General features: G+C 67.3%; 22 protein-coding genes. 11 read left to right on the forward strand and 11 right to left on the reverse strand.

The window, feature by feature from the left end:
- Positions 1–309 precede the first annotated feature (309 nt).
- The 4 genes from E1P53_RS12370 to dnaA all read right to left on the reverse strand — a co-directional run bounded on the left by E1P53_RS12370 (position 310) and on the right by dnaA (position 5,657).
- The gene (locus E1P53_RS12370; RefSeq protein ID WP_131734447.1) at positions 310–900 is read right to left on the reverse strand and encodes a DUF721 family protein; all 591 of its coding nucleotides are present in this window, start codon (positions 898–900) and stop codon (positions 310–312) included.
- Positions 897–2,075, reverse strand: coding sequence for a DNA replication/repair protein RecF (gene recF, locus E1P53_RS12375; RefSeq protein ID WP_131734448.1), 1,179 nt, complete (start codon positions 2,073–2,075; stop codon positions 897–899). The genes E1P53_RS12370 and recF overlap by 4 nt, the downstream gene beginning before the upstream one ends.
- A 37-nt stretch (positions 2,076–2,112) precedes the next feature.
- Positions 2,113–3,282 carry a DNA polymerase III subunit beta gene (gene dnaN / locus E1P53_RS12380; RefSeq protein WP_006900244.1) on the reverse strand — a complete coding sequence of 390 codons (1,170 nt, stop codon included), beginning with the start codon at positions 3,280–3,282 and terminating at the stop codon, positions 2,113–2,115.
- A gap of 827 nt (positions 3,283–4,109) precedes the next feature.
- Positions 4,110–5,657: a chromosomal replication initiator protein DnaA gene (gene dnaA / locus E1P53_RS12385; RefSeq protein WP_131734449.1), complete on the reverse strand. Its 1,548-nt coding sequence runs from the start codon at positions 5,655–5,657 to the stop codon at positions 4,110–4,112.
- A 516-nt stretch (positions 5,658–6,173) separates the two neighbouring features.
- On the opposite strand from dnaA, the gene rpmH reads away from it, so the two are divergent.
- The 9 genes from rpmH to E1P53_RS12430 all read left to right on the forward strand — a co-directional run bounded on the left by rpmH (position 6,174) and on the right by E1P53_RS12430 (position 15,787).
- Positions 6,174–6,317, forward strand: a complete 144-nt coding sequence (gene rpmH / locus E1P53_RS12390) for a 50S ribosomal protein L34 (RefSeq protein ID WP_006900242.1) — start codon at positions 6,174–6,176, stop codon at positions 6,315–6,317.
- Positions 6,318–6,363: 46 nt separating this feature from the next.
- Positions 6,364–6,795 carry a ribonuclease P protein component gene (gene rnpA, locus E1P53_RS12395; protein ID WP_006900241.1) on the forward strand — a complete coding sequence of 144 codons (432 nt, stop codon included), beginning with the start codon at positions 6,364–6,366 and terminating at the stop codon, positions 6,793–6,795.
- A complete protein-coding gene (gene yidD / locus E1P53_RS12400) occupies positions 6,792–7,235 on the forward strand; it encodes a membrane protein insertion efficiency factor YidD (RefSeq protein ID WP_109237916.1) in 444 nt (147 codons plus the stop codon). Before rnpA ends, yidD begins: the two co-directional genes overlap by 4 nt.
- A 28-nt stretch (positions 7,236–7,263) precedes the next feature.
- The gene (yidC, locus tag E1P53_RS12405; protein WP_006900239.1) at positions 7,264–8,448 is read left to right on the forward strand and encodes a membrane protein insertase YidC; all 1,185 of its coding nucleotides are present in this window, start codon (positions 7,264–7,266) and stop codon (positions 8,446–8,448) included.
- A gap of 49 nt (positions 8,449–8,497) precedes the next feature.
- Positions 8,498–9,088, forward strand: coding sequence for a Jag family protein (locus E1P53_RS12410; protein WP_040526695.1), 591 nt, complete (start codon positions 8,498–8,500; stop codon positions 9,086–9,088).
- A 2,692-nt stretch (positions 9,089–11,780) separates the two neighbouring features.
- Positions 11,781–12,485: a 16S rRNA (guanine(527)-N(7))-methyltransferase RsmG gene (gene rsmG, locus E1P53_RS12415; RefSeq protein WP_006900236.1), complete on the forward strand. Its 705-nt coding sequence runs from the start codon at positions 11,781–11,783 to the stop codon at positions 12,483–12,485.
- A gap of 221 nt (positions 12,486–12,706) precedes the next feature.
- On the forward strand, positions 12,707–13,660 hold the full coding sequence (locus E1P53_RS12420) for a ParA family protein (RefSeq protein ID WP_006900235.1): 954 nt from the start codon (positions 12,707–12,709) through the stop codon (positions 13,658–13,660).
- A 67-nt stretch (positions 13,661–13,727) separates the two neighbouring features.
- Positions 13,728–14,768, forward strand: coding sequence for a ParB/RepB/Spo0J family partition protein (locus tag E1P53_RS12425; RefSeq protein ID WP_131734450.1), 1,041 nt, complete (start codon positions 13,728–13,730; stop codon positions 14,766–14,768).
- Positions 14,769–14,914: 146 nt separating this feature from the next.
- On the forward strand, positions 14,915–15,787 hold the full coding sequence (locus E1P53_RS12430) for a hypothetical protein (protein WP_131734451.1): 873 nt from the start codon (positions 14,915–14,917) through the stop codon (positions 15,785–15,787).
- On the opposite strand, the gene E1P53_RS12435 is transcribed toward E1P53_RS12430, so the two are convergent.
- From E1P53_RS12435 to sigM, 5 genes are all read right to left on the reverse strand, one after another.
- Positions 15,732–16,865 carry an N-acetylmuramoyl-L-alanine amidase gene (locus E1P53_RS12435; RefSeq protein ID WP_131734452.1) on the reverse strand — a complete coding sequence of 378 codons (1,134 nt, stop codon included), beginning with the start codon at positions 16,863–16,865 and terminating at the stop codon, positions 15,732–15,734. The genes E1P53_RS12430 and E1P53_RS12435 overlap by 56 nt on opposite strands.
- Before the next feature lie 267 nt (positions 16,866–17,132).
- Entirely contained in the window at positions 17,133–17,471 is a 339-nt protein-coding gene (trxA, locus tag E1P53_RS12440) for a thioredoxin (RefSeq protein ID WP_006900231.1), read from the reverse strand.
- A 54-nt stretch (positions 17,472–17,525) separates the two neighbouring features.
- A complete protein-coding gene (gene trxB, locus E1P53_RS12445; RefSeq protein WP_006900230.1) occupies positions 17,526–18,539 on the reverse strand; it encodes a thioredoxin-disulfide reductase in 1,014 nt (337 codons plus the stop codon).
- Positions 18,540–18,719: 180 nt separating this feature from the next.
- On the reverse strand, positions 18,720–19,481 hold the full coding sequence (locus E1P53_RS12450; RefSeq protein ID WP_131734453.1) for an anti-sigma factor family protein: 762 nt from the start codon (positions 19,479–19,481) through the stop codon (positions 18,720–18,722).
- A 130-nt stretch (positions 19,482–19,611) separates the two neighbouring features.
- Complete coding sequence (sigM, locus tag E1P53_RS12455) at positions 19,612–20,187, reverse strand: RNA polymerase sigma factor SigM (protein WP_131734454.1); 576 nt, start codon at positions 20,185–20,187, stop codon at positions 19,612–19,614.
- 145 nt (positions 20,188–20,332) lie between these two features.
- On the opposite strand from sigM, the gene E1P53_RS12460 reads away from it, so the two are divergent.
- A complete protein-coding gene (locus tag E1P53_RS12460) occupies positions 20,333–20,773 on the forward strand; it encodes a hypothetical protein (RefSeq protein WP_131734455.1) in 441 nt (146 codons plus the stop codon).
- Between the two features lie 200 nt (positions 20,774–20,973).
- Here the strand turns inward: E1P53_RS12460 and E1P53_RS12465 are convergent, their stop codons facing one another.
- The gene (locus E1P53_RS12465) at positions 20,974–21,726 is read right to left on the reverse strand and encodes a TetR/AcrR family transcriptional regulator (protein ID WP_131734456.1); all 753 of its coding nucleotides are present in this window, start codon (positions 21,724–21,726) and stop codon (positions 20,974–20,976) included.
- 128 nt (positions 21,727–21,854) lie between these two features.
- Between E1P53_RS12465 and E1P53_RS12470 the strand changes: the two genes are divergently transcribed.
- The gene (locus E1P53_RS12470; protein ID WP_181954845.1) at positions 21,855–22,829 is read left to right on the forward strand and encodes a sterol desaturase family protein; all 975 of its coding nucleotides are present in this window, start codon (positions 21,855–21,857) and stop codon (positions 22,827–22,829) included.
- Here the strand turns inward: E1P53_RS12470 and E1P53_RS12475 are convergent.
- Positions 22,813–26,760, reverse strand: a complete 3,948-nt coding sequence (locus E1P53_RS12475; protein WP_131734458.1) for a murein biosynthesis integral membrane protein MurJ — start codon at positions 26,758–26,760, stop codon at positions 22,813–22,815. The two genes, E1P53_RS12470 and E1P53_RS12475, sit on opposite strands and share 17 nt — an antisense overlap.
- Positions 26,761–26,774 lie beyond the last annotated feature (14 nt).

Genomic DNA, 26,774 nt, shown 5'->3' on the forward strand with positions numbered 1-26,774 from the left:
CTACTCGACCCGGGACGCGGTGGCTCACACGCGCACGCGGACCCCCGTCGGGGGACTCCCCGGACGGGCTGGATGCGGCGGTGTCGGTTGCCGTGGCGCGCCCCTGTCGGGACAACTCCCACCATTGTACTGCCTGACCCGCCCTGGAACGCGCATCCGGGGCCGCTAACAGGCCCTCAGACCGATTTTTTCGGGTCGGCCCCCATTCGACCGTGGTCCGGGGAGGAAAAACGGCTCACAGCGGCCATTGACTAGTAATGTGCGGCCGAGTCTGCTAGGCCGGTGCCGACCGTCGGTCGCGACCGCCCCTCAGCCGTAGGTGTCGCGCGGACCCCGACCTCGGATGTGGCGCTCCCCCTTGCGCCAGGACGGGCCCTTCGGTCCGCTGATCCTCAACTGCTTGACCATCCCGTCGCCCACGGCCGCCGCGATCTTCGCGATGATCTGCGACTGCACGTACCGCAACTGCGTCGCCCATGCCGTGGATTCCGCCTGGACGTGAAGAATGTTGTCGCGCAATGCAACCGGCTTCGCATGGGCAGCGATGTCGGCACCCACGATCTGCTCCCACATGCCGAAGACCGTGCCCTCGCCGATCTTCTCCTGCCAGCCACGCTCCTTGGCGATGCTGGACACGAGGCGGCCGAACGGCTGCGGATCCCGGCCGTCGGGGCCGGCCCCCGACCACCGCTTACGGGTCCCGGAGCCGCGATGCGTGCGACGCACCGGGGAGGCGCGACCGCGGCCCACCGACTTGCCGGCGGCCCGCGCCGCCGCCCGCGCCTCCTCCAGCGCACGCCGCGCGCGCTCGTATCCACCCAGTTCACCGGGCTCGAGCGGGCGGCCCGACTTGTCCGGCGTGTCGTTCGGTTCCGGCGGGACGTGTCCTTGATCACTCATTCGGCACCCCCTGCGGACTCGTCGGCGACGATCGTCGAGCGACGCCCTTCCTCGTCCTCGACGACGTCGACGTGAACGCGACGTCCGCCGATCTCGGCCGGGATGTCCTCGGCGACCGCGGCGGTGATGAGCAGCTGTTCAGCCCCCGCGGTGAAGGCCACGAGCTTCTCGCGCCGCTTGGCGTCGAGCTCGGCGAACACGTCGTCGAGCATGATGACCGGCTCGACGCCCTCGGCGCGGGTCAGCTCGACGGATCCGAGTCGCAGCGCCAGTGCGAGCGACCACGATTCACCATGGGAGGCAAAGCCTTTCGCCACATCTTTGCCGAGCACGATGTCGATGTCGTCGCGATGCGGACCCACCAGGCACATGCCTCGTTCGATCTCCTTGTCGCGGAGTTCGACCAGGCGGGCGGCCAGGATGTCGCGGATGTCCGCGGCGTCGGCGGACGGGAACTCGACCCCACCCGCGGCCCGGTACCGCAGCGTCGCCGGGCGGGAATGGGGGGCGATCGACGCATACGAGCGGGCGAAATGCGGTTCGAGTTCGGCGAGGACCTGGAGCCGGGCCGAGGTGACCTGGCCGCCGAGGTCGGCGAGCTGCGCGTCCCACACGTCGAGTGTGCTGATGACCGACGCCGCCTGGTCGCCGCCGCGACGAAGAGCGGCGGCGGCCGTCTTCAACAGCGCCGCCCGCTGCCGCAGCACCCGGTCGTAGTCGGCCCGTGCCGCGACCCACAGAGGTCCCCGCTGTGCCACGAGTTCGTCGATGAAGCGGCGACGGTCGCTCGGATCCCCGCGCACCAGGGACAGGTCCTCCGGTGCGAACAACACCGTGCGCAGGATCCCGAGCAGATCCCGCGGACGACGGGCCGGACTGGTGTTGATCGACGCCTTGTTCGCTCCCTCGGCGTTGATCCGCAACTCCGCGGTGAGCTCGCGGCCGTCGTTCTCGACCGTCGCCGTGACCAGCGCAGACGATACCCCGGCGTGGACCAGCGGGGCGTCGGAGCTCACCCGGTGCGACCGCAGCGTCGACAGGTAGAACAGGGCCTCGAGCAGGTTTGTCTTGCCGAAGCCGTTGCGCCCGGTGAAGACCGTCGGTTCGGGCCGCAGGTCGAGATCGACGGCCCGCCACGAGCGGAAATCCCTCAGATGCAGCTCACGAACGAACACGGGTCGGTGCGGGTGGTCGGCGGGGATCCGGTGCGGATCAGCCCGGCAGGCGGACCGGCATCAGCAGGTAGCTGAACGCGCTCTCGGGCGCGACGAAGGCGCCGGACTCGTCGGCGACGGGATCCTCGCCGCTCGCCGGCCGCAGGACCGCCGGACGGCTCGGGGTGGTGAAGCCGAAGTCGACGGTGTCGGCGTTGATCGCCGACAGGCCGTCCTGCAGGTAACCCGGGTTGAACGCGATGGTCAGCGGCTCGCCGTGGAACTGCACGGGCAGCTCCTCCTCGGCCTTGCCTGCCTCGTCGCCGCCGGCGGTGAGCAGCACGGATCCCTCGGTGAACTCCATGCGGACCTGCGCACCGCGCTCGGCGACCAGCGCGACACGGCGGATCGCCTCGATCAGCGGGGCGCTCTCGATCGTCGCGACCGAGGTGTGGCTCGCGGGAAGCAGCTGGCGGAACTTCGGGAACTCCGCGTCGAGCAACCGCGTGGTGGTCTTCTTGGTCTCGCCGAGAATGCCGAGGATGCCGTCGGATCCGATGTTGGCGCCCGAGCCGAAGGCGAGGGAGACGATGCCGGTGCCCTCCGCGCCCGCGGTCTTCGCGCTCTCGGCGAGCGTCTTGGCCGGCACCAGCACGGCGCCCTTGGTGTCCGGATCCGTCGGCTCCCACTGGAGTTCACGCACCGCGAGACGGAAACGGTCGGTGGCCGCGAGAACCACCGAGTTGCCCTCGATCTCCACGCGGATGCCGGTGAGCATCGGCAGGGTGTCGTCCTTGCCCGCGGCGACCGCCACCTGCGAGATCGCCTCGGCGAACAGCTGGGACGGGATGGTGCCGGTGATGGCCGGGATGTCCGGGAGCTGCGGGTAGTCCTCGACCGGCATCGTCGGCAGGGAGAACTTGGCGCTGCCGCAGGTGATCGCGACACGCGCGCCGTCGAGGGTGACGTCGACGGGCTTGTTGGGAAGGGCCTTGGTGATGTCGGCCAGCAGGCGTCCGGAGACGAGCACCTGACCCGGTTCGGCGACCTCGGCGCCCAGGTTCTCCTGGGCCGAGACCTCGTAGTCGAAGCCGGAGACGGTCAGGCCGGTGTCGCCGACGTTCAGGACCACACAACCGAGAACCGGCACGGGCGGACGAGAAGGCAGGCTGCGGGCGACCCAGGCGACGGAATCAGCGAACTCGTCACGTGCGACACGGAACTTCATGCTGGGTGGTTGCCCTTCTCTCTCGTGCGGATCGCCGGTGTCCGGTGGTCGGGACGTGCGTCGACCACAGCCCGATCACTCGGCTCGGATCCGCGCAACGTCGATCACATCCCACTTCCGGGAATCCCACTGTAGAACGCCGACCCCGAGACCGGGATGGTTGGGGCCAAGTCGAGGGTTCTTGTCATTCGCCGGCCGCGGCCCGGTCGGGGACGGCTCGCGGCGGCCGGTGTGTACACAGACCTTCTTACAAAAGAGTTTCCTTTAGAGAAGGATCCATCTCAGTAGTAGGGAGTGTGGAATCTGTGGACAACGGGCGGATCCGCCCAGTCGGAGCGGGTTCGGCGATGTGAATGATCGGTGGACTGACGTCGAGCAGAATCACAAGAGTTTGTGGACAACTCTCGTTGTTCGCCGGCCGTCCACTGTGGTTGCACAGGTCATCCACGGTTATCCCCAGAGTTGTCCACAACTGTGAACGATGTGATTTCGCAGGTCGCCGATCGCGGCGGGAGGGGGCTGACACCCGGGATCCGGTGCGGATCCGGGTGAGAAGGAGTCTCGAGTGGAGCGCGAGGGTTGTCGTTGTCGACCCTCGCGTTCGTCGTCGAGAGGCCTACGCCACCGGGGCGTCGTCCCGGCCGAACCCGGTGAGCACACGCACGCCGAGGACCCGCTGGGGCGCTCCCCCGTCCAGTCCGGTGCCCGCCCTCGGGCCTACTCCCCTCCAACTGGGCCTCTGCGGCACGTGGGCGCCCGATACAGACGTGCCCACCACCCCCGCCGGGTGATGGGCACGTGTGACGTCTGAAGCGATCGTGGCGGTCTCAGCCGATCGCGCGCTGCTTGATGCGGGCGGTGAGCTCCTGGACGTGGTCGTAGACCTTGCGGCGTTCGGCCATCTCCTTGCGGATCTTGCGTTCGGCGTACATGACCGTGGTGTGGTCGCGGTCGAACGTCTCACCGATCTTCGGCAGCGACAGGTCGGTGAGCTCACGGCACAGGTACATCGAGATCTGGCGAGCCTGGGCGATGGAGCGCGTCTTGCCCGGTCCGCGCAGCTCCTCGACGGAGACGTCGAAGTACTCGGCGGTGATGGCGAGGATGCTCGCCGCACTGACCTCGAGGGTGCCGGAGTTGGGAAGGAGCGCCTGCAGCACGACGTCGGCGAGCGACTTGTCGAGTGCGGCGTCGTTGAGCGAGGCGAAGGCGGTGACGCGGATCAGGGCGCCCTCGAGTTCGCGGATGTTGCGCTCGATCTTCGACGCGATCAGCTCGAGGACGTCGTCGGGCACCGAGATGTTGTCCATCTGGGCCTTCTTGCGGAGGATCGCGATCCGCGTCTCCAGATCCGGCGGCTGCACGTCGGTGATGAGGCCCCACTCGAACCGCGTGCGGAGTCGATCCTCAAGCGTCGCAAGCTGTTTCGGTGGGCGATCCGAGGAGATGACGATCTGCTTGCTCGCGTTGTGGAGGGTGTTGAAGGTATGGAAGAACTCCTCCTGGATACCTTCCTTGCCCACCAGGAACTGGATGTCGTCGACCAGCAGGATGTCGACGTCGCGGTAGCGCCGCTTGAACGCCACGCGCCGGTCGTCACGCAGCGAGTTGATGAAGTCGTTGGTGAATTCCTCGGTCGAGACGTACTTGACCCGCATGCCGGGGTACAGCCGCTGCGCGTAGTGCCCGGCGGCATGGAGCAGGTGGGTCTTGCCCAGGCCGGACTCACCCCAGATGAACAGCGGGTTGTACGCGCGGGCCGGCGCCTCGGCGACCGCAACCGCGGAAGCGTGGGCGAAGCGGTTCGACGCACCGATCACGAAGGTGTCGAACGTGTACTTCGGATTGAGGTTCGCCCCCGAGGTCGACGGTGTGCTCGTGGGCCGCTCGGCGAAGTAGGACGCCCAATCGCCCGAGGGGCGGTGGGTGTCGGTGCCCGGGGCGGTCGGCCCGCCGGCCGCACCCGCGGTGAAGCCGGCGCCGAAAGTGGTCCCGGGCGGCGCTGCCGAGTGGTCGATGCCGGCGCCCACGGCGTTCACCCGGGGATCCGGAGGCGTGGTCGGTGCGGGATCGGCCGGCGGCTCGTCATTGCGCGGGGTGGCGACCCGGACGCCGAGGTCGACGGGTTCGTTGAGGTGTCGGCTCAACACCGATCGGATGGTCTCGCGCAGGTTGCGCTCGATCTGTTCCTGCACGAGAGCGGTCGGAACCGTCAGCAGTGCAAAACCCTCGGTGAGCGTGAGGGGTCGAACCAGTGACAGCCAGGCCTTCTGCTGGCGGGTCAGTGGTTCGTGGTCGCGTGCGGCTTCGTCGTCGTTGAGTTCGGCGACGACTCGCTGCCACACCTCGCCGAAAGTGTCGCGGTCTGAAGTCACGGGGCTGGCCTCCTGACCCGGAAAACTACCAGCGTTGACGAGGGCAGTGGCATCGACGTCGTCGAACCCAACTGTCCACAGAGTTATCCACACCTGTGTACAAAGGGTTGACGAGCTGAGGACTTCGGTCGGTCACCCGGCTCCTGCGGCATCTGTCCCTGTCAGTGCCCGCGGTCCACCGCGACCGACGCTCTGAGCAAATTAGCAGAGCGGCGGGACGGTCACAAAGAGTTCGGTGCAATTGGTCCGGGGTGATCGGGCGCCGCGGGTGAGGTGGTGCAGAACACACCTGGTGAGGGGCCATTCCCCGGGTCCGGGGACCGCGTTTGATTTGAGCGGCCGCTCTCAGTAGTCTCGACTGGTCATCCAGGTTGCGGATTTGCGCGGCGATTTGTCATGTTCGCCGAGTTCATCACCGACAACAGTTCGGCACCGTCCTGGATCAACCGACCAACGACAACATGTGGGTCACGTGCGGGCAACCGCCGTGCTCACAGGGAGCACCAAGGAGTCACCGTGGCCAAGGGCAAGCGTACTTTCCAGCCGAACAACCGTCGTCGCGCTCGCAAGCACGGCTTCCGACTTCGCATGCGGACCCGCGCCGGCCGCGCCATCGTCAGCGCTCGTCGCAGCAAGGGCCGCGCGAAGCTCACCGCCTGATCGTCGGCTTCCCACCGGATTCGCAGCGGATCCGGTCAGCTGATCGATGACTGCGTCTTCTCATCGGATCACTCGCGGATCCGACTTCTCACGCACCCTGAAGTCCGGTGCGCGGGTGAACGCTCGTGACTTCGTCGTCCACCTCGCGCCGGTGGGCCCGCGCTGGCCGGACCCGAGTGGTCTGCGACGCGACGTGGCCATGACCGGTGGTCCATGGCTGGGCCTGGTCGTGAGCAAGTCCGTGGGAAACGCGGTGGTCCGTCACACGGTGGCCCGACGCCTGCGAGCCGCTTTCGCGGCGACCCGACACCTCTGCCCGAGCCCGGAGACCTTCGTGGTGCTCCGGGCTCGTCGTAGTGCGGCCGAGTCGAGCAGTGACGAACTGGCCGAGCAGCTCCGTTCGGTGCTCACCGGCCGGAAGGTCGCGGAGCTGACGCGAACGATGACCGCCCCGGTCGACGTGGGTGTCGGACGATGATCGACGCCGAGCTGGACGACCGGGCGGACCACTCCCCCACTTCCTCGTCGACACCTGCCGCTCGGCACGATCCGTCCACCGACACGCCCTCGCTCGCCGCACGGCTGAGGACGGGCATGCGTCTCCTGCCCCGGCGGACGGTCATCTTTCTCATCGAGCTCTACCGGACCTGGATCTCGCCGATGCGGCTGCCGACCTGCCGCTTCGAGCCGACATGTTCGGGCTACGCGGTCGAAGCCCTCGAACGGCACGGATTCGTGTACGGCTCCACGCTGGCGGTCATCCGTCTCCTGAAGTGCGGTCCCTGGCACAAGCCCGGATACGACCCGGTCCCTGAACGGGGGCCTCGCGATCTGTGGCATGACCTGGTGAGCCGTCTCCGCACCGGTGGGCGCGGCCACGACACACAGCACCCGTCCCGACGGGATGATTCCACCTAGAGAACAACAAGTGAGGGGTATCTGACCCGTGCTCGACTTCATCTACTACCCGGTGTCCGGGATCATGTGGGTCTGGCATTGGCTGTTCAGCCATGTCACGCCCGACACGCCCGGTGGCAACGGCATCGCCTGGGCACTGTCGGTGGTCTTCCTCGTCTTCACCCTGCGCGCGATCCTCTACAAGCCCTTCGTGAAGCAGATCCGCACCACGAAGAAGATGCAGGAGATCAACCCGCAGCTCCAGGCGATCCGGAAGAAGTACGCCAAGGACCGGGTCAAGATGACCGAGGAGATGCAGAAGCTCCAGCGTGAGCACGGGTTCAACCCCCTCCTCGGCTGCCTGCCGATGCTCCTGCAGATCCCGGTGTTCATCGGTTTGTTCCACGTACTGCGTTCGTTCAACCGCATGGGCACCGGCATGGGGCAGCTCGGCATGAGTGCCGCGGAGACCCGCTCCACCGGCAACTACGTCTTCAGTGCCGACCAGGTGCAGAACTTCCTCGACGCCCGTCTGTTCGGCGTTCCGCTGTCGGCCTACCTGACCGAGCCGGTCACCGAGTTCCAGGCGTTCGTGACGCCGGGCGCCGAGGTCGACTTCACGCGCATGAACATCGCGTATGTCGTCGTGCCGATGATGATCATCGCCTCGATCGCGACCCACATGAACTCGCGCGCGTCGGTGTCCCGCCAGCCGGAGGCCGCTCTCGAGAACCCGCAGACCCGGATGATGAACAACCTCGCGCTGTACATCTTCCCGATCGGCATCCTCGTCACCGGCCCGTTCTTCCCGGTCGCGATCCTGCTCTACTGGATGAGCAACAACATCTGGACCTACGGCCAGCAGCACCTGGTCTTCGGCAAGATCGCCAAGGAAGAGGAAGAGGCCCGTCGCCTCAAGCAGGAGAAGCTGAAGGCGAACGCCCCCAAGCCGGGTGCGCGTCCGGATCCGCAGAAGAAGAAGGGCGGCGCCCAGCCGAAGCAGTCCGGGTCGGTCTCCTTGGCCAAGGGTGGCGAGGAGGAGTCGGCGACGGAGGCCGACGCGTCGTCGAAGACCGAGGACTCCCCCACCAGTGGCGCAGCCGGCAGCAAGCCCAAGCCCGGTCAGAAACCGAACCGCTCCGGCGCGGGAGCCGGTCCGGGTTCCAAGAAGCAATCCGGCAACAAGGGCGGCAAGCCCAACGCGAAGCGCGGCGGCGGCAAACGCAAGCGGTGACGCGACCGCACAAGACTTGTTCGAAGAAGCACACAGTTAGGTGATTGAGATGACAGCTGAGACTGCAACTCAGACCGGTTCGAAGCCACAGGCGCAGGACGCCGAGAACCAGACCAATATCGACGAGACGACCGACACCGGCGTCGAGGATGTGGCCGACGACGACTTCGAAGACGACGAGGATCGGCTCGTCGAAGAGGGTGAGATCGCCGGCGATTACCTCGAGCAGTTGCTCGACATCCTCGATTTCGACGGCGACATCGACCTCGACGTGGACGGTGACCGTGCGGTCGTGAGCATTGACGGGGGTGACGATCTCACCAAGCTCGTGGGCCGCAAGGGCGAGGTGCTCGACGCTCTCCAGGAACTGACTCGGCTCGCGGTTCAGCAGGTGACCGGCGAGCGCAGCCGCCTGATGCTCGACATCTCGCGCTGGCGCGCTGATCGCCGAGAGCGTCTGGCGCGTCTGGGTCGCGAGGTTGCCGAGCGCGTTCGCGACTCGGGCGAGCGTGAGGCCCTCGATCCCATGACCCCGTTCGAGCGGAAGATCGTGCACGACGCCGTCGCCGCCGTCGACGGAGTGATCAGCGAGAGCGAGGGTGCGGAGCCGAAGCGCCGAGTCGTCGTCCTCCCCGAGTGATGTCCCACGGCTGACCGGAAGCCCTCTTCAGGCCCCGACCGAACAGGTCGGGGCCTGAAGTGTATGTAGGGGGTGTGCGCGGCTGAATTACATCGGTGTTGTTCGGCGGCTTGTTTCACGTGAAACCGGGCTCGTCTCTGTCACCGCTTCCCTCCCCCAGCACGGCTGTGCACAGCGGGATTGGTGGGAGCCGGAGTCGCAGAACCGGACATTTCGACGCCGTTGACGGGTGTTCCTACCACTAGGGGTTCGAATCATCACGTGACGAAACGCGGTGGGCCGACTCTGCGATCTTGGTCGGTGGCGACATAGATCGGGCATAGATGTCGCCGGCAATTGCTCAGTCCCTTCCTCGGATAGCGACCGGGGGATCGCGTGCGACACGGAGGCGCGTCGATGCCGACCTGGCGGTCGACCTCGGTGCCCACCCTCCGGGTGAGCCGCCCGCACCGCACGGCGTACCGAGTCGTCGACGAAGCCCGTCGGCGCGGGTCGGGGCGGAAGGAACTCTGGCACGGCACACGGGCACGGCACACGGACGGGCGTCAGGGCGCGTCGTGCCCGGGTTACCCCGGCGACGGCGGCGGGCCGCTTCTCTCGCGGCGGCACAGCGACACCGCTGCCGTTGAAACGGTGAGGATGTCGGGCGACAGAGATCGGCCGACCTTCGATACCCGAGGGCCTCGGCTCGAGGATGATGTCCCGTGAAGTCGTGACTCTTCGACCGGTCAACGGGTGGCAGTCCCGGTGGAACCGAAGCCGACCTGCGGGACATTGGACGGACTGGTCCGCACGAACGATCGCGGGATGCGGTCGCTTGCGGGCCGCGACTCGGAGGCTCGACCTGCCGAAAGTGACGGCGCCGGTGGGTTCCGTGTAGATGACCGACGTCGACCGTGCGCGACGTCGATTGCTCGGACGCGCTGGCGTCCGGTCGTGTCTCCCTGGGGCGGTATGGGGCGGTGCGGCGCGGTGCGGCGCGGTGCGGAGTGGTGTGTGTGGGTCGAGCGGATCCTGGCGACCGTGGTGCATCGACGGGGCGTGAGGCATGGGCAATACCACCACCGACTGCCCGGGACTACCGCGAAGGCGGTGGTGGGCTACCGCTCCCCTGGTCTGCGGTTCGAGAGGCGGTTCGGACGGTGCCGGGGTCGGTTGGTGCTCGGTTGGCCGGGGTCCCGTCGGTGGGTGTCTTCATGAGTCGAAGCCCTCACGCGGCCAGCGGGGGTTTTCCGCAGGCCGCGTGAGTGGCGACTGAGGCGGGTTCGGAGACCTGTCGCGCCGGGTCTCCCCTCCCCCGGTCGAGTGGGCCGTCCCGGGAGAATTCGGTCGGTGTTTCACGTGAAACACATCGGTGGAAGTAGGTGGACGAAAGTTGCTGTCACGTTGTGGACGGTTCGTCGCCCGGCCGAAGACTTACGCGTCGTCCTCTGTGGCCGACGGGAACACCCGCCCCTGCCGGTGGGTGAGTCTGTTCCAGTGCATGGTGTCGACACGTGGCAGGCGGACAGCACATAGGTCAGGAGATCGCAGAGTCGGCGGAACCGGGATAGAGGACGGGTGAACTTCGAGCCCTGCCACGACTGCTGCGCGCTGCGCAACGCCATCACCGTCGGCGGAACGGTCAAGCCTCGGCGCCGATCGCGTGGCACCAGAAGCGCGGACCAGCGCGCGGCTCCGCCGCTTTTGTGCTGTGGGTGTCGGATCCCGACCGAAGCACATCTCCTGTCCGCGTGTCTCGGACGGACATGCTCGGTCCGGGTTCCCCACTGCTGTAGGCGGTCGGGTCGAGACGACGCAGATGTAGCCCATGAGGCGCCGTACGACTCGGCTTTCCCGTGCCAGGGTGCGCAGGGCGCTCTGGTTGCCGGCTCCGACGCGGGGCGGTACCGAATGCCGGTCGCTACCGCGGAGGGCACGCAGGCTCTCGTGCCGTCGCGTGACAGTGGTGGCCAAGTCTGCTCGCTCGGTCCCACGCCGGCGGGCTCTCCTTGACGCACAGGCCTGTCGTGCCGATCGCGCGAGCACCTATTCCGCGGCGAGCGACTGAGATCGCCGGCATCACGGTTTCGGAGCGGGAGCTCCCCTTCCCGACTGATAGAGCCGGGGACCGATCCGTCGACGGGCAGGCTGTGCAAGCGGGGGTGGCTGCGCCGAGTTGCCGGCGCGGTGGTCTCCCTCGCAACGTTCACCGACGCACCGTGGTGCACGGACCGGAGGGTGCTCGGCAAGGCTCCCGCGTCGCTTGTTGTCCCCGATGCCGAGGTGACGGTTACTGGGGACTGGCCGACGTCGGCCGGGCTGAGGTTCAGATCGTCGAGGAAGGACTCGGTCGGTGTGCTGGGCTTGGATGTGAAGAGCGTGCTCGGCGGGACTCTCCCTGAGTGACGGGTCCGGGTCCCACGCGACTGCGGTCGATTCAGCAATGTGCGGTGGGACTTGTCGCGGGCAAGACCATCGAGATGGGATGCCGAGGGTGGGCGAGATGACGACCTTCGAGCGGCCTGATCAGGCAGTTGGATTCCGCGCTCTGTCGATCCTTGTCTCGGAACCGAGTCCTCGACCGGAGCGTCTTACATCCGTGTGTTTCACGTGAAACAGTGCCGTTCCGTGCGGATCTGGACGGACCCTGTGGAGCCGTCGGTTCCACGTGAAACACTAAAGTCTGACCCCGATCAGAAACGGAGGCCCGGTGTCGGCAGACGCTCAACCCGAAGACCATTCCGACCTTGACGCATTGCAGGTTCCGCCGGGTAGTGCCCGAGGCGTCTTCGGTGACCGACTGGAGTTGGCTGAAGGGTACTGGCGCATTCTCGCGACTGACGGCATCGACCATGGTTTGATCGGACCCCGAGAGGTGCCGCGACTGTGGGATCGTCACATTCTCAATTGCGCGGTCGTAGCCGAACTGATCCCCGACGGCGTCAACATCTTCGACATCGGTAGCGGGGCGGGCCTCCCAGGTGTGCCTCTCGCGATTGCCCGGCCAGACCTGGAGATCACCCTGATCGAGCCGTTGCTCCGTCGGAGTACGTTCCTCGAGCGAACCGTCGAAGCGCTCGGGTTGACGAACGTTCGTGTCGTCCGGGGGCGAGCAGAAGAGAAGGCGGTTCGTTCCGAGGTGGGAACTGCAGAAGTCGTCACGTCCCGCGCGGTGGCTCCGCTGGAACGTCTGGCGAAGTGGTGCGCTCCCCTCGTGGCCGCCGGCGGCCAGATGATCGCCATCAAGGGGTCATCGGCGGCAGACGAGATCGAACGCGATCGTGCAGTTGTCGGGCGTACCGGGATCACCGATCTACGGGTGTCAACCTGCGGTGAATCGTTGGAGACGCCGACCACGGTCGTCATCGGCACGAAGACCGAAGCCGTCCGATCCAAGAAGTCGCGTCGGCGCTGACCGACACCGACAGACCCATCCGTCTGGGTTCGGCCCGAAGACGGCGCGCACAGAGGAGATCCGAATTGGTGTGGAGTCCGCGCAAGGCGCAGAATAAGAAGCGTTCCGGAGGCACGGTCCAGCCCGCCCCCGTGGACGATTCTGCAACCGTCGAAGCCGGCGCCACCACTGCCGGAACCGACGACCCTCACGCCCATCTGGTCGGTCAAAGGAGTGCCCGCGTGGTCGACAAAACCCGGAAAGTTTCACGTGAAACGACGACCACCGGAGGCTCGCCGATCGCCGACGAAACGTACGCCGACACCCCCATCGCGATGGCGGCCGCCCGTGCGAGCCAGGTGCTGACTCCCGGTGGCGCGGGGCAACTCCCCCGCCCCGCTCACACCCGCATCATGACCGTCGCGAACCAGAAGGGCGGCGTCGGCAAGACCACGACAGCCGTCAACCTCGCGGCAGGCCTCGCGCTCCGCGGTCTCCGTGTTCTGGTCGTGGACCTCGATCCCCAGGGCAACGCCAGTACCGCGCTCGGGATCGACCATCGTGCGCAGGACATCGCGTCGGTCTACGAACTACTCCTCGGCGAGGTGACGCTGAGGGAGGCCATCCAGGAGTCCCCAAGCCAGAAGGGGCTCTACTGCGTGCCGGCGACGCTCGACCTGGCCGGCGCGGAGATCGAGCTCGTGTCCCTCGTCGCCCGCGAGAACCGACTTCGGAATGCCCTCTCGGACGAGCTTCTCGCCGAGTACGAGATCGACTACGTGTTCATCGACTGCCCGCCGTCGCTGGGGCTGCTGACGGTCAACGCGATGGTTGCCGCGCGTGAGGTTCTGATCCCCATTCAGTGCGAGTACTACGCGCTGGAAGGTGTCGGTCAGCTTCTACGGAACATCGAGCTCGTCCAGGCGCACCTCAACCGCGAACTCCATGTCTCCACGATCATCCTCACGATGTACGACGGCCGGACCAAGCTTGCCGATCAGGTGGCCGAGGAAGTGCGTAGCCACTTCGGCGACAAGGTGCTCAGCACGATCATTCCGCGCAGCGTCAAGGTGTCGGAGGCGCCCGGATACGGGATGACCATCATCGAGTACGACCCCGGTTCACGTGGCGCGATGAGTTACCTCGACGCCGCACGTGAGCTCGCTCTGCGCGGCGCCTCGGAGACCTCGGCATGAGCGATGAGCCGATGAGTCCGAGACTTCAGTTCACCCCGGTCTTGCTGTTCCGAGTGGAGGTAGAGGCATGAGTCAACGAGACACTGCGACGCGGCGTGGCGGACTCGGTCGCGGACTGGCGGCCCTCATCCCGACCGGTCCGACGGAGGATCAGAGCAACGCTCCGCGTCTCGGGAATGCGGCTGCCGACGTCGTCATCGGGGCCAAGAGTGCAACGGCGAATGGTGCCGCCGCACCGACGACCGATGCGCCCACGGCCACCACTCCCCTGTCGGCCGAGGAGACCGGTGCGGTGTATCGCGAGATCCCACCGGCGGAGATCCAGCCGAACCCGAAGCAGCCGCGCACCGTCTTCGACGACGAGCAGATGGCCGAGCTCGTCCACTCGATCCGCGAGTTCGGCCTCATGCAGCCGATCGTGGTGCGCCGCCTGAAGGAGCCGACTCCGGAGGGCATCAAGTACCAGATCATCATGGGCGAGCGTCGCTGGCGTGCGAGCCAAGAGGTCGGCCTCGACGCCATCCCCGCGATCGTCCGTGAGACTCCCGACGGCGACCTCCTACGCGATGCGCTGCTGGAGAACATTCACCGGGCACAGCTGAATCCCCTCGAAGAGGCTGCCGCGTACCAGCAGCTGCTCGAGGAGTTCGGGGTCACCCACGAGGAACTCGCCGCGAAGATCGGACGGTCGCGGCCGCTCATCACCAACATGATCCGGCTGCTGAAGCTGCCGATTCCGGTCCAGCGACGCGTCGCGGCCGGTGTGTTGTCTGCGGGTCATGCCCGTGCCCTGCTTGCTCTGGACGCGGGAAGCGAGGCGCAGGAGGCTCTCGCGGCCCGCATCGTCGCCGAGGGCCTGTCCGTCCGGGCGACCGAGGAGGCGGTCACCCTGATGAACCGCGGTGACGGTCCCGAGGCCAAGTCGCCGGCCCAGAAGCGCAAGCCGATGCAGATGCCCGGCCTGCAAGACCTCGCCGAGCGACTCTCCGACACCCTGGACACCCGGGTTACAGTCAGTCTTGGGAAGAGGAAGGGGAAGATCGTCGTGGAGTTCGGGTCGGTCGATGACTTGGAGCGCATCGTCGAGTTCATCAACCCGAAGAAGTGATCTCACGGCGAGGTTTCTCCAACCAGGCACACGCGGAAGTAATGTCACTGTGACGATAGATGGACCCGGCACCCGCTGGTACGCCCAGAACGGTTGCAACGCAATGACTTTCGTAGCGTCGTGCTGTCGGGCCGGAGTTCGCTGACATGAGCGTGTCGATCGTGCGCCTGGAACTCGGATCCTTCGAGTCCCTACCCCAGCACACTCGCCGTTGTGTCTTCTGGGAGGTCGAGCCGGCCACCGACGGAGCTCCGTACGAGAGCGAGTTCGACAAGGAGGCGTGGTTCTCCGGTCTGCTCCTCGAGTGGGGCGCGTGCGGGCAGGTGGCAATCGAGTCGACGACCAACGCGGTCGTCGGAACTGCGTTCTATGCACCTCCCGGCCGGGTGCCACGGTCGCAGTACTTCCCCACATCCCCGGTGAGCCCCGACGCGGTCTTGCTCACCAGTCTTCGTACGGAGCCGGGTCATGAGGAGGTGGCACCGATCCTACTCGACGCCGTGGTCGGTGACCTCATCCGCCGCGGTGTGCGAGCAGTGGAGTCGTTCGGCCTGGTGCGTGGGGGTTCCGACGCCGGTACCGCCGACGACCCCGGGACGGGCGAATCGGCCTCGGTCGAAAATGTCTCCATCTCGTCTACGAGCTTCACCAGTACAGGTGCTCTCCCCGACCTCGACTTCTGGACCGATCAGGTCATCATCGAGGTGGTTCGCGAAATCCTGGAGGGTCCGAGGTCCGATCTTTGCCCGGAATGCATGATCGACGCGGCGTTCCTGAAGGATTCCGGATTCGATGTCGTGGCATCGCATCCGAGGTTCCCGCGATTCCGTCTGGAACTCGATGCGGGTCTCGGCTGGAAGTTCGAAGTCGAGAGCGCGCTGGAGAAGCTGGTGATCATGGCCGAGATCGAGCTGACCAGCCGAGAGCGCACGGCGGTCCCGGTGGGCGCGGGACGGCCGCGGGTCAGTGCGAGGCGTTCTCCGCGGCCAGTAGTTCCGCGAAAGTGTAAGTGCCAGTAGGGCGATCGTCCTGATCGAGCAGGTACAGGCGCTTCACCGCGACCAGAATCGCATCGGCCATCACGTTGCGCCAGTCCGAATCAGCGAGGATCGCCGCGTCGCGCGGATTGGTGATGTACCCGACGTCGATGAGCGCGACGGGCATTCTGGTGAGCCGCAAGACATCCCACGTCCGTTCGTGGGTACGGCAGTCGGTCAGCGGTGTGCGGGCGACGATCTCGCGCTGGATGAATCCGGCGAGATTGCGCCCGATGGTCGAGTACGAGTTGTGGTTGTTCCCGAAGTAGAAGCTGGCGACGCCGTTGGCGCGCTCGTTCTTGTAGTGCGCGCAGCGCAGCGAGATCATCAGATCCGCGTCCATGAGGTTGGCGACGCGAGCACGTTCGTTGTCCGTGGGACGACCGCGGCCGTCATGTGACAGGAACGTCTGCATGCCGGCGGCGGACATCCGTCCCTCGAGGCGGGCGCCGAGATCCCACAGCAGATCCGACTCGCGTTCGGCGAGCTCGCCAGTAGACAGCGGGTGCAGCCCGCCCGAGCCGGGATCGATGAGGATCCGCTTGCCGGACAGCTGGGGGCCGGAACGGCGGACCTTTTCTTCCTGGCGGATGGCGTACGGCGACCCGCCGGTCACCCGGGTGCCCAGGCGCTCGAGGGAGCGGAGCGTGGCCGGTCCGCAGATGCCGTCGGACGCGAGGCCGTACTCGCTCTGATACAGACAGACCGCGTTGTGGGTGTTGGGGCCGAAGATGCCGTCGACGAGCGACGTGTAGTAGCCGAGGTTCTGGAGACGACTCTGCAGGGTGGCGACATCGTCACCGACCATCGGTGCCGAGAGCTGGTACGAGAGCACACGGGCGCCGAGACGGTAGGACGCCTCGCGCAGGACCCGGTAGGTCTGGGGACCGACGATCCCGTCGACGATCAGGCCGCGCTGCTGCTGGAACGCACGGATGGCACGGTCACACTCGTCGTCGAAGACGTCTCTTTCACCTTCGGGCAACAGTCCGAGCCCGACCAGGATTGCGCGGATCTCGGCAACTGCCGAGCCGTGATCCCCGAGTCGGAACAATGGCATGTCGTCACCCCTCATACGTTCGCCGCAGATATCTCCTGCTCGCGAGGTCCGGTGGTCCGCGTCGGCGGCACCGGTCGGTATCAGCCAGAATTGTCTCAGCTGAAGTTCACTACACCAAACTCACCGCCGAGCGACAGCAGTGACGCCGGAGATACGCCCCCGACGGGTGAGACCCGGGCCGAGACTACCAACGACGAGAGCCCGCGGGCGGACGACCAGGTCGTTCACCCGTCGGACTCTCGTCGTCGAAGTGATGAGCTCTGCAGGTCAGGCGGTCTTGCCGACCACCGAGTCGAGTTCGCGAAGAAGTGCGGCCTTGCCCTTGGCGCCCACGATCGTCTTCACCGGCTGACCCTTCTCGAACAGGATCATGGTCGGGATCGACATGATCTGGAAGTCGCGGGCAGTGGCGGGACTCTCGTCCACGTCGAGCTTGGCGACGGTCAGCTTGTCGCCGTGATCACGCGCGATCTCCTCGAGAACCGGCGCGACCATGCGGCACGGGCCGCACCAGGTCGCCCAGAAGTCGACGAGGACCGGCTTGTCGGCGTTCAGGACGGTGTCCTTGAACGTGGTGTCGTTCACGACGACGGTGTGTGCACCCATGATGTGTCCTCCTTGGTGGACGAGGAAAGTTCGAAGAAGTCTGGTCGGGACGGGTCAGGCAGGGGCCTGGACCGAGTCGACATCGGAGACCGACGCGGCCTCGGAATCGACGGTGTGGGCCGGCGCCTCCCCCTGCTCGGCGAGCCAACGCTCGGCGTCGATGGCCGCCGAACAACCGCTGCCTGCGGCGGTGATCGCCTGGCGGTAGGTGTGGTCGACCAGATCACCGGCTGCGAACACGCCGGGCAGCGAGGTGTAGGTGGTACGGCCCCGCACGACAACGTAGCCGGCGTCGTCGAGCTCGACCTGTCCGCGGACGAGCTCGCTGCGCGGATCGTGACCGATCGCGACGAACATGCCGGTCACGTCCAGCGTGCTGACCTCGCCGGTGCGGGTGTCCTCGATCTCGAGACCCTGGACGGAGCCGTCACCGATCACCTTCCGCACCGCGGCATTGGTCACGAAGCGGATCTTCTCGTTGGCGCGTGCGCGTTCGAGCATGATCTTCGACGCGCGGAACTCGTCGCGGCGGTGGATCAGGGTGACGCTGCGGGCGAACTTGGTGAGGAAGGTGGCCTCCTCCATCGCCGAGTCGCCACCACCGATGACGGCGATGTCCTGGTCCTTGAAGAAGAAGCCGTCGCAGGTCGCGCAGGCGGAGACGCCGCGGCCGAGCAGTTCCTGCTCGCCCTCGACCCCCAGGTAGCGGGCCGCGGCACCCATGGCGAGGATCACCGCACGGGCGCGGAACACCTCGCCGCCGACCTCGACCTCCTTGATGTCGCCCTCGAGGCGGACGGTGTCGACGTCCTCCATGCGCAGGTCCGCGCCGAAGCGAATGGCCTGCTCACGCATCTCGTCCATGAGTTCGGGACCCTGGATGCCGTTGCGGAAGCCGGGAAAGTTCTCGACCTCGGTGGTCGTCATCAGCGCGCCGCCGAACTGGGTCCCCTCGAAGACGATGGGCGAGAGTTCGGCGCGCGCGGCGTAGATCGCCGCGGTGTACCCGGCAGGACCCGATCCGATGATGATCAGTTCGTGGATCTGCGGGGTCTCTGCCTGGCTCATACGTCCTCCGTGCTGGTGGGATGTGCGGGATACGCCGGACGTACCGGCGCGGTCACGCTGCTTCAACACAAGACTATGCGGAGATGTTCCCGGTCAGGGCGGGCCCGTGCAGCGTGGTGACGCAGCTTACGCGCAGTGGCGACCGAAAGTATTGCCTGGTCGATGCGGTCGGGCCAAGCGTCAGCCGCCGATGGTTCCGCGCGTCAGCAGCGACGGGGTGTCGGTGTCGCAGTCGAGTCCGACGATGAGCGCGTCGAACAGGCCTGCCACACCGGTCGACAGCAGGATCGCCGCGGCGGGTCTGCCCTGGTAGGTGATCTGCCCGGAGCCGACGACGGCGACCTGGGCGGGGACGAGGTGGGCGGCGGTGCAGCGCCGGAGCGCGGCGACCGAACCGAATGGAGCGCCGTCCTGGCGTCCGATCACCGACAGCGCCGAGGCCGAGGAACCCGGGTCGAGCGTGTCTGCGGGTGAGGTGCGCTGGGCCAGGGTGGGTGGCGCCGGGTCGGTGGTCGGCGACATCTGGCGGACGAGGCCGAACGTGCCCGCGGCGACGACCACGACCGCGGCAGCCGCGAGCAGCATCGACAGGACGCGGCTGCGCCGTCGGGTATCGAGGTCGACGGGTGCCGGGATGGCCTCGGGCGCGGGAGTCGTGCCCTGTGGACATGCGGGCAGAGAGGACAGGGTCGCCTGGATGCCGGAGCGCACCGAGTCAGGGATGGAGGCCGGTTCGGGCGGCAGGCCTCTCAGGTCGTCGACGGTCCGGTCGAGCGCCGCCAGGATCCGCTGGGCCTCGGGATCGTCCTGGATCCGAGAGCGGATGTGCTCGGCAGCTCGCGCGGACAGTCGTCCGGCGTGGAAGTCGGCGAGTGTCTCCGCCGAGTACGGGGGCTCGGGTCGTTCACCGAAGTCGGCGTCGTCAGTTCCCCGCGGGGTCATGGTCTCAGTCTTCCATTCCGGATTCGGGCGGCGGTGGCTCGTCGGTGTGTTCTCGGTACTTGGACGCACGCGGTGCCGATCCGGTTCCCTGGAATCTGCGTTTTCGCGGAATTTTCTGTAGCGGAGAAGATTACGAGTTGTCCGGTGCTCGCAGATGTCCGAGCACCTGCGCCAGCCGGAGACGCCCGCGGGCGCATCGGCTCTTGATGGTTCCCTCGGCCACGCCGAGCATTGTCGCGGCCTCGGCCACCGAGTAACCTTCGATGTCGACGGCGACGATCGCCTGGCGCTGCCCCTCCGGGAGCACGTGCAACGCCCGTCCGATGGACACCGACAGATCGATGGACGAGATCTCGTCGGTGGGGTCGGCGATCGACAGGTCATCCCACTCCGGCAGCGGGATCGTCCGGCGGGAGTTGTTGCGCCGGATCCGGTCGAGACAGGCGTTCACCACGATGCGGTGCAGCCAGCTCGTGACCTTCGCGTCGGACCGGAAGTCGGCCGCCGTGCGGTGGGCGGCGAGCAGCGCATCCTGCAGCCCGTCGGCCGCGTCCTCCGGGTTGCGACTGGTCCGGAGGGCGACCGACCAGAGATAGTCGATATGCCGGTTGATCAGATCGGTGAATGCGTGTTGATCGCCCGCTGCGTGAGCGCGTAGCAATTGCTCGTCGGTGCGCAGATCCACTGCTTCTGTCCCCCCGGCCATTCGCTGAGACTAACCGAGAAGTCAGGGCGGCCGGCGACACGCGACCGATTGTGAACAATGGCGGCAGAAGTGTGGACAACGTTCTGCCGCAAAGCCATCGACGCGATGCCCTCGGTTATGGTGTCACCGATTCTGGGGACATGGGGTGTTCGAAGACGACTGTATGGCCTTCGTGGCTAGCCATCTCCGCGGTGCCTTTCACGGTGTCGCGACGATCCTGCCGAACACATTCCGTGGCGTGACATCCGCTCGGCAGCGAGCGGCCTCGGCGGCGGGAGATCTCGTCGGCGGACTCGACGCGGTGGATTCCATTCGCGAACGTCGTGGTTCGGGTTCCCGTGCCGGCGGATCGAACCGCCGGTCGCGCGAGCGGCTGGTATCGCACGTCGTAGTTCGCACCCGGGTCCGGTTCGCGCGCCGAAAACCACTCTGGTGCTGTGTATTTCGTCCGCTGCACATCGACTACGCCGTGATCATCGACATCGCGACGAAAATCGGCTGTCGGCACATGATCGAGCTGTCGATCTACGACCGGCGGGTGGTCCAGCTGACATCGTGGATCGCACAGGAGTCATCGCGATCCTGAAAGGTGTTGTCAGAACGAGGATCAGCACTATCGGCGAGATACGACGGGGTCCTTCGTGTCCGTCGCCCTCGCGGAGCGTCTCCCGTTCAACTTTCAAATCCGTTGCACGGAGTGATGTTTCGATCACAAAGATCTGCACCCATGTCGTGCACCGGGCGAGGGCGTCCCGGGTCAGGACAGCCGGTGAACGACACCCGGCGTCAGGTCAGCAAGCGGCCGTGTGCGGCGACGAACAGTTCGACGCAGACGTCGAGGACGTCGTCGAGAGGCTCACGGGCGATGTCCGATTCACCTTGTCCGGCGACGTACCAATCGACCATCAGCTGGGTCACCGCGCCGACGAGTCCGACCGAAGCCAGACGCTGCTTGGAGGTCGGCGGACGATTCCCCCGGGCGAGGGTGAGGACGAGATCGGCCCAGTCGTGGATCGCACGCATCCGGACCCGTTCGATCTCGGGTGAGACACCCACGACCTCGACCAGCATCACCCGGGCACGTCGGCTGTCGTCGGCGAGGGCGTGCATGAACGCGCCGAGCGTGGCGCGCGCCGCCTCCGGGATACGTGTCGGCTCGATGCCCGCCTCGACGTCGCCGAGGTCGGCCTCACCGTCGAGAAATTCCGCGGCGGCGGCCAGCGTCGCCTTTCGTGCGTGCCGGACGCAGTCGTCGTATACCGCGACGAGGAGATCGGCGCGGTCGGAGAAGGATTCGTAGAAGTACCGCTGGGTGAGGCCCGCCTGCTCGCAGATGCTCTTCACCGAGGCTCGCGCGTATCCCTCGGTCCCGAACACCTCCAGGCCGCCGGCGACGAGTGCACTGCGCCGGCGGGCCCGGCGTTCGTCCGGGTCTACTCCCCCGTACCGCCGTCCGCGGCTCGATGTGTCGGTCGGCGCCGATGCCGGGGTCGACGCGGTCGTGGCCGTCTCCGAGCTGGCGGATGTCGGCACGACCACGGGTACTCCCCTCCGACGACGGACTGCTCTCCGTCGAGCGAACTCTTTACAGGACGACTTCTGACACGATAGCTTGTCAGAACCAAACTGACATGCCCCCGTGTCAGATAGTTCGAGAGGTGTGGACGGTGCTGGAGCTGCTGCCGGATCCCATGCGCGAGCCGACCGTGCTCGCGATCCCCTTCTTCTTGACCATGCTGGCGATCGAGTGGTTCGCCGCGGCGAAACTCGAGCACGACGACCACGAGAAGGATGGGCCCGCACCCGGCGCCTACGAGACCCGGGATGCCCGGGCCAGCGTGCTGATGGGCGTCGTCTCGATTTTCACCAGTGCGTTCTGGAAGATTCTCGGCCTCCTCGCCTACACCGCGATCTTCGCCTACCTCGCGCCGTGGCACCTGCCGATGGACAAGTGGTACTCGTGGGTGATCGCCTTCGTCGGCGTGGACTTCCTCTACTACTGGACCCACCGGATCTCGCACCGCGTCCGAATCGTGTGGGCCACGCATCAGGCGCACCACTCCAGCGAGTACTTCAACTTCGCGACCGCGCTGCGGCAGAAGTGGAACATCAGCGCCGCCATCGTGATGTGGCTGCCGCTCCCCCTGTTGGGCGTACCGCCCGCCCTGGTCTTCTTCGCCTACTCGCTGAATCTGATCTACCAGTTCTGGATTCACACCGAGCACATTGGGAAGATGTGGGCGCCTTTCGAATTCGTGTTCAACACCCCGTCGCATCACCGCGTCCACCACGGCTCGGACCCGGAGTACCTCGACCGCAACTACGGTGGCGTGTTCATCATCTTCGACCGGATCTTCGGCTCGTTCACCCCGGAGCGCCATCGCCCCCGTTACGGGCTGACGAAACCGATCGACACCTACAACATCTGGACGCTCGAGACCCACGAGTACGTGTCGATCGCCCGCGACGTGAAGGCCGCCGACACCTGGCGCGCACGCCTCGGCTACATCCTCGGTCCGCCCGGGTGGACGCCCGAGAACGCCACCCGCCCCGACACCGAGGCGGCCTGCGGCGAGAAGACCGAGTCCCGGGACACCGATGCCGGGAGAGCCGACGAGAAGCTCGTCAGCCCTCCATCGTGACCTTGGAGATCTGCGCCTGGTAGCCGCCGTTCGGCGACTCCGGCAGCGAGGTGATCCACACCATCACGTACCGGGAGGTCGCGGGCTCGGCGAGCTCGATGGTCTTCGAGTCGGAATCGACACGTGCGGCGGCGACCGGCGTCGTGCGGGCGAAGGCGGGCGTCGCGCTCGGCGAGGTCCGGATCTCCACATCGAATCCCGGCGTCGGGCTGTCGATGGTCACCGACTTCACCGGACGCTCGGCGCCGAGATCGAACATCAGCCCCAGGCCCTGCTTGAGGCCGCCGAAGTCGGGCCGGCCCCGATAGTTGTCGGTCTGCCACACCGGCACCTGCCCGCTGATCACGTTCGCCACGTTGGCGGGGTTGTCCGGGGTCTGCGCCGAGAAGTCGAGGACGCTCACCGCCTGGAGCGGGATCTCCTGGGTCGGTCCGGCCGTGGGTGCATCGGCCCCGGGTGCCGGCTGACCGGCCGGAGCCGGCTCCGAGGTCGGGATGATCGAGTCGATGTCGCTGGAGCCCTCATCGCCCCCGAAGACGTTGGTCGCCCCGACGATCAGCGCGATGACCACGAAGATCGCGAGCAGCCCGGCACCGATGAGCAGTGCGGTGTTGCGTCGCTTCGGCGAGCCCTCGTTGCTGCCGATCCGCGGTGTCACCGAGACCGGAGGAGCCGCGTCGGCGTCGGTGATCGCCGGCAGCATGTCCGTGTTCAGGTCGACGACGGTTGCCTGGTCGAGGACGTGCTGGACCGTCGCCGCGGTGCGGATGCCGCGGGTTCCGTCGAGTGCGCGGGCGGCCACGGCGGAGATCTCGAAGGGGATCTCGGGGTCGACGGCGCGGGGTTCGCGGGGGCGGCCGTCGTCTCCGGGCTCGGCCACCGGGATCCCGCCGACGGGCTCGGTGACGTCGTCGGTCGTGATGAGTCGCGAACCGGTCTCCGGGTCGAGGGTCCACCGGTTCAGCAGCAGCGCGTAGAGGACGGCTCCGAGTCCGCGGACGTCGGAGGCCTTGTCGTCGCCGGCAAGTGTTCCGGGGAAGGCCAGCACGGCGTTGCCGTCGTGGCTGATGCGGATGCGGTCCGGGTGATCGATCGACAGCGCCCCACCGGAACGATGAGCGATCTCGGCGGCCGCGGCCAGCGAACGCACGGCCCGCGCCGCACCGATCGGCGACGGCTTCGTCCGCGCGACCTCGGCGAGCGAGGACCCCGGCACCCACTCGGCGACCACGATGCCGCCCGACGAGCCGCGCACGACGTCGAGGACGCGCGCGACACCGTCGTGGGTGATCTGGCCGAGTCGCAGGGTGCGGGTGAGCACGGCCTGCGGGCCCTGATCGGTGGGCCTGATCTCCTGGCCGGGCTCCGGCGGCGGCGCCAGCTGCTCGGCGTCGACGAAGGTCAGGGCGACCTCGCGGTCGAGGTTGATGTCGAGCGCCCGCCAGAACTGCAGACCGCGCGAGCCGCCGTGCCGCTCGAGGAGTCGGTAGCGGCCACCGGCCACCACCGCGCCGGGCACGAGGCGGGGTCCGCGCGGACGCACGCGGCGCGGCGGGACGGGCGGCGTCGGCGCACCGGTCGCTTCGGTGGCGGGGTTGGCGTGGACCGGGTTCTCGGGAGTCTGGACGTCGGTGGGTGAATGACCGGACGTGCTGCCTGGGCCGGAATCGGCGGGCGACCCGACGGCTGCAGTCGTGTCGAGCTCGCTGTCACTCACGCGACGGACTCCTTTCCTCCGGTATCTGATGTCACGCGGAACCGGTGCGCGCGGTGGGATGGGACGCGGACCCCGGCCGGCACCGATGGCACCACCGGTGTGTACCGAGTAGGACTGCCACGTCGCGGTTCCCCGGTCGAAGCGGCGAAGTACCTGTACCTGACCAGAGTACGGGAGCGATTCGTCGGCAGAGACCCGCGGAAATGCAACTGTGATCGCCGGGGACTGGTCGCGTTCCGGCTCCGGCGGCGGGGCGAGCGCAGGGATGAAGCGGCCGAGGACGCGGCGCACCGAGTTGCCGATGGCGACCACGTCGGGCACCTGGGCGGCGGCCAGGCCGGCGTAGGTCACGGCCAGCACCACCGCGGCGGTGAGGGCGAGGTAGATCAGCGAGCCGAGCTTGCCCGCCCAGCCGATCATCCCGTCGAGCCCGGTGGTCTTCGCGACGAACCACACCGTCGCCGAGACGCCGATCGACACCGCGAACGTCACCAGCGTCGTGCGGACGACGTTCGTCATGCGTGCGCCGCCGAGGCGACTGCGCAGCAGGAAGTGGCCGACGATCGCGCCGACGAGGTACCCGAGGCCGTTCGAGAGCGCGAGCCAGCGCACGACATTGGACGGGTTGTCGAAGAGCACCGGTCCCAGGTACGACGAGCCGACCTTGACCACGGTGATGCCGAGGGCGATGAACGTCGGGGTCCAGGCGTCCTCCCGCGCGTAGAAGACGCGCAGCTGGACCAACGTCATCGAGTACGGGATCAGCGTGAACGCGCCCCACGCGAGCACCGAACCCAGCTGGTTGGCGTCCGCGGCCTCGAACCGGCCGAAGTTGAACACCGCGATCGCGATGGCCGGTCCGAAGAACGTCATGAACGACACCACCGGCACCAGCGCGACCATCGTCAGGCGGGTGGCCAGCGAGAGGTCGTCGACCACGGCCTTCGCGTTGTCGGCGGCGGCGTTGCGCGACAGCCGGGGCATGATCGCGGTCAGGATCGTCACGCCGAGCACGCCGTAGGGCAGCTGCAGCAGCTGCCAGTGGGTGAAGTAGATGGACACGCCCGACGCCTCGGCCGACGAGGCGATCCGGTAGGTGGCGACCAGGCCGACCTGCAGCAGCGCCACGTACGCGACGATCGCCACGGCCATGTTGCCGAACTGGCGCAGGCGCGCGTCGATGCCCCACTCCAGCCGCAGGTGCACGCCCGCCTTCTTCAGGAACGGGACCAGGACCATCGCCTGCAGGACGACACCCAGCGTGCAGCCGACGCCGAGCACGAGCAGCTGCGGATCGCTCATCCGGACGGGGTTGAGGGTGATCTCGCCGGGCACGAGCGCGTACAGCACCAGCGTCGTGATCTGCACGACGTTGTTGAGCACGGGCGCCCACGCACCGGGTTTGAACAGGCCGCGAACGTTGAGGATCGCGATGAACAGCGCCGAGAGGCCGTAGAAGAGGATCTCGGGCAACAGCAGGTAGGCGAGGTGTGTGGACAGGTCCCGGTTGACCTGTCCGTCGCCGAGGTTCATGTAGGTGAGTGCCGGCGCCGCGATCACCGCGAAGACCGTCGCCGTCCCGAGGACGACGACGGTGATCGTGAAGATCCGGTTGATGAAGCCCTGTCCGCCGTCGGGGTCCTCGGCCTCGGCGCGCGCGAGCAGCGGGATGACGATCGCCGTCAGCACCGCACCGAGGACGACCTCGGCGATCATGTTCGGCAGCACGTCGGCGGCCTGGAACGCCGAGGCGATCCCCGAACCCAGCATCGCCAGGATCAGGACGGTGCGCAGGAAGCCGGTGATCCGGCTGAACAGGGTCGCGATCGCGATCGAGCCGCTGGTGCGCAGGATGCTCGAGTCGGAGTCGCGGGCCAGACCCGTCGGCGAGGCCTCCTCGTCGCCGGCGTTGCGCGACGCGCGGGAGTCGACGGCGTCGGTCTCGCCGCTGTGGCGTTGGCGGTAGCGGGTCTCGTCGATCCGGCCCGGCCGATCCGCCCGCGGCTCGACCCGGACCCCGCCCTCGGGTCCACGACCGGGATCCGGCGACGGACCGGCGGCAGGCGGTGGAACGGACCCACGGGCGTGACGGGGTTCGTGGCGGGGCCCGGGGCTCGGCGGGACCCGACGCGGGGCAGCGCGATCCGGACGCTGGGGCGGCACCCCTCCGGGTGTGCCCGGCCGCGGTGCCCGCGGCTCATCGTTCCAGTTCACGTGCTGCTTCCGCC

The organism is Gordonia paraffinivorans (assembly GCF_900683595.1).
GTDB lineage: Bacteria > Actinomycetota > Actinomycetes > Mycobacteriales > Mycobacteriaceae > Gordonia > Gordonia paraffinivorans.

Bases quoted from the DNA above. Each gene is read 5' to 3' on its own strand.
- E1P53_RS12370 (WP_131734447.1), bottom strand. From the start codon at position 900: ATGAGTGATCAAGGACACGTCCCGCCGGAACCGAACGACACGCCGGAC.
- dnaN (WP_006900244.1), bottom strand. From the start codon at position 3,282: ATGAAGTTCCGTGTCGCACGTGACGAGTTCGCTGATTCCGTCGCCTGG.
- rnpA (WP_006900241.1), top strand. From the start codon at position 6,364: ATGACTGCGTCTTCTCATCGGATCACTCGCGGATCCGACTTCTCACGC.
- yidD (WP_109237916.1), top strand. From the start codon at position 6,792: ATGATCGACGCCGAGCTGGACGACCGGGCGGACCACTCCCCCACTTCC.
- E1P53_RS12410 (WP_040526695.1), top strand. From the start codon at position 8,498: ATGACAGCTGAGACTGCAACTCAGACCGGTTCGAAGCCACAGGCGCAG.
- E1P53_RS12425 (WP_131734450.1), top strand. From the start codon at position 13,728: ATGAGTCAACGAGACACTGCGACGCGGCGTGGCGGACTCGGTCGCGGA.
- E1P53_RS12430 (WP_131734451.1), top strand. From the start codon at position 14,915: ATGAGCGTGTCGATCGTGCGCCTGGAACTCGGATCCTTCGAGTCCCTA.
- E1P53_RS12435 (WP_131734452.1), bottom strand. From the start codon at position 16,865: ATGCCATTGTTCCGACTCGGGGATCACGGCTCGGCAGTTGCCGAGATC.
- trxA (WP_006900231.1), bottom strand. From the start codon at position 17,471: ATGGGTGCACACACCGTCGTCGTGAACGACACCACGTTCAAGGACACC.
- trxB (WP_006900230.1), bottom strand. From the start codon at position 18,539: ATGAGCCAGGCAGAGACCCCGCAGATCCACGAACTGATCATCATCGGA.
- E1P53_RS12450 (WP_131734453.1), bottom strand. From the start codon at position 19,481: ATGACCCCGCGGGGAACTGACGACGCCGACTTCGGTGAACGACCCGAG.
- sigM (WP_131734454.1), bottom strand. From the start codon at position 20,187: ATGGCCGGGGGGACAGAAGCAGTGGATCTGCGCACCGACGAGCAATTG.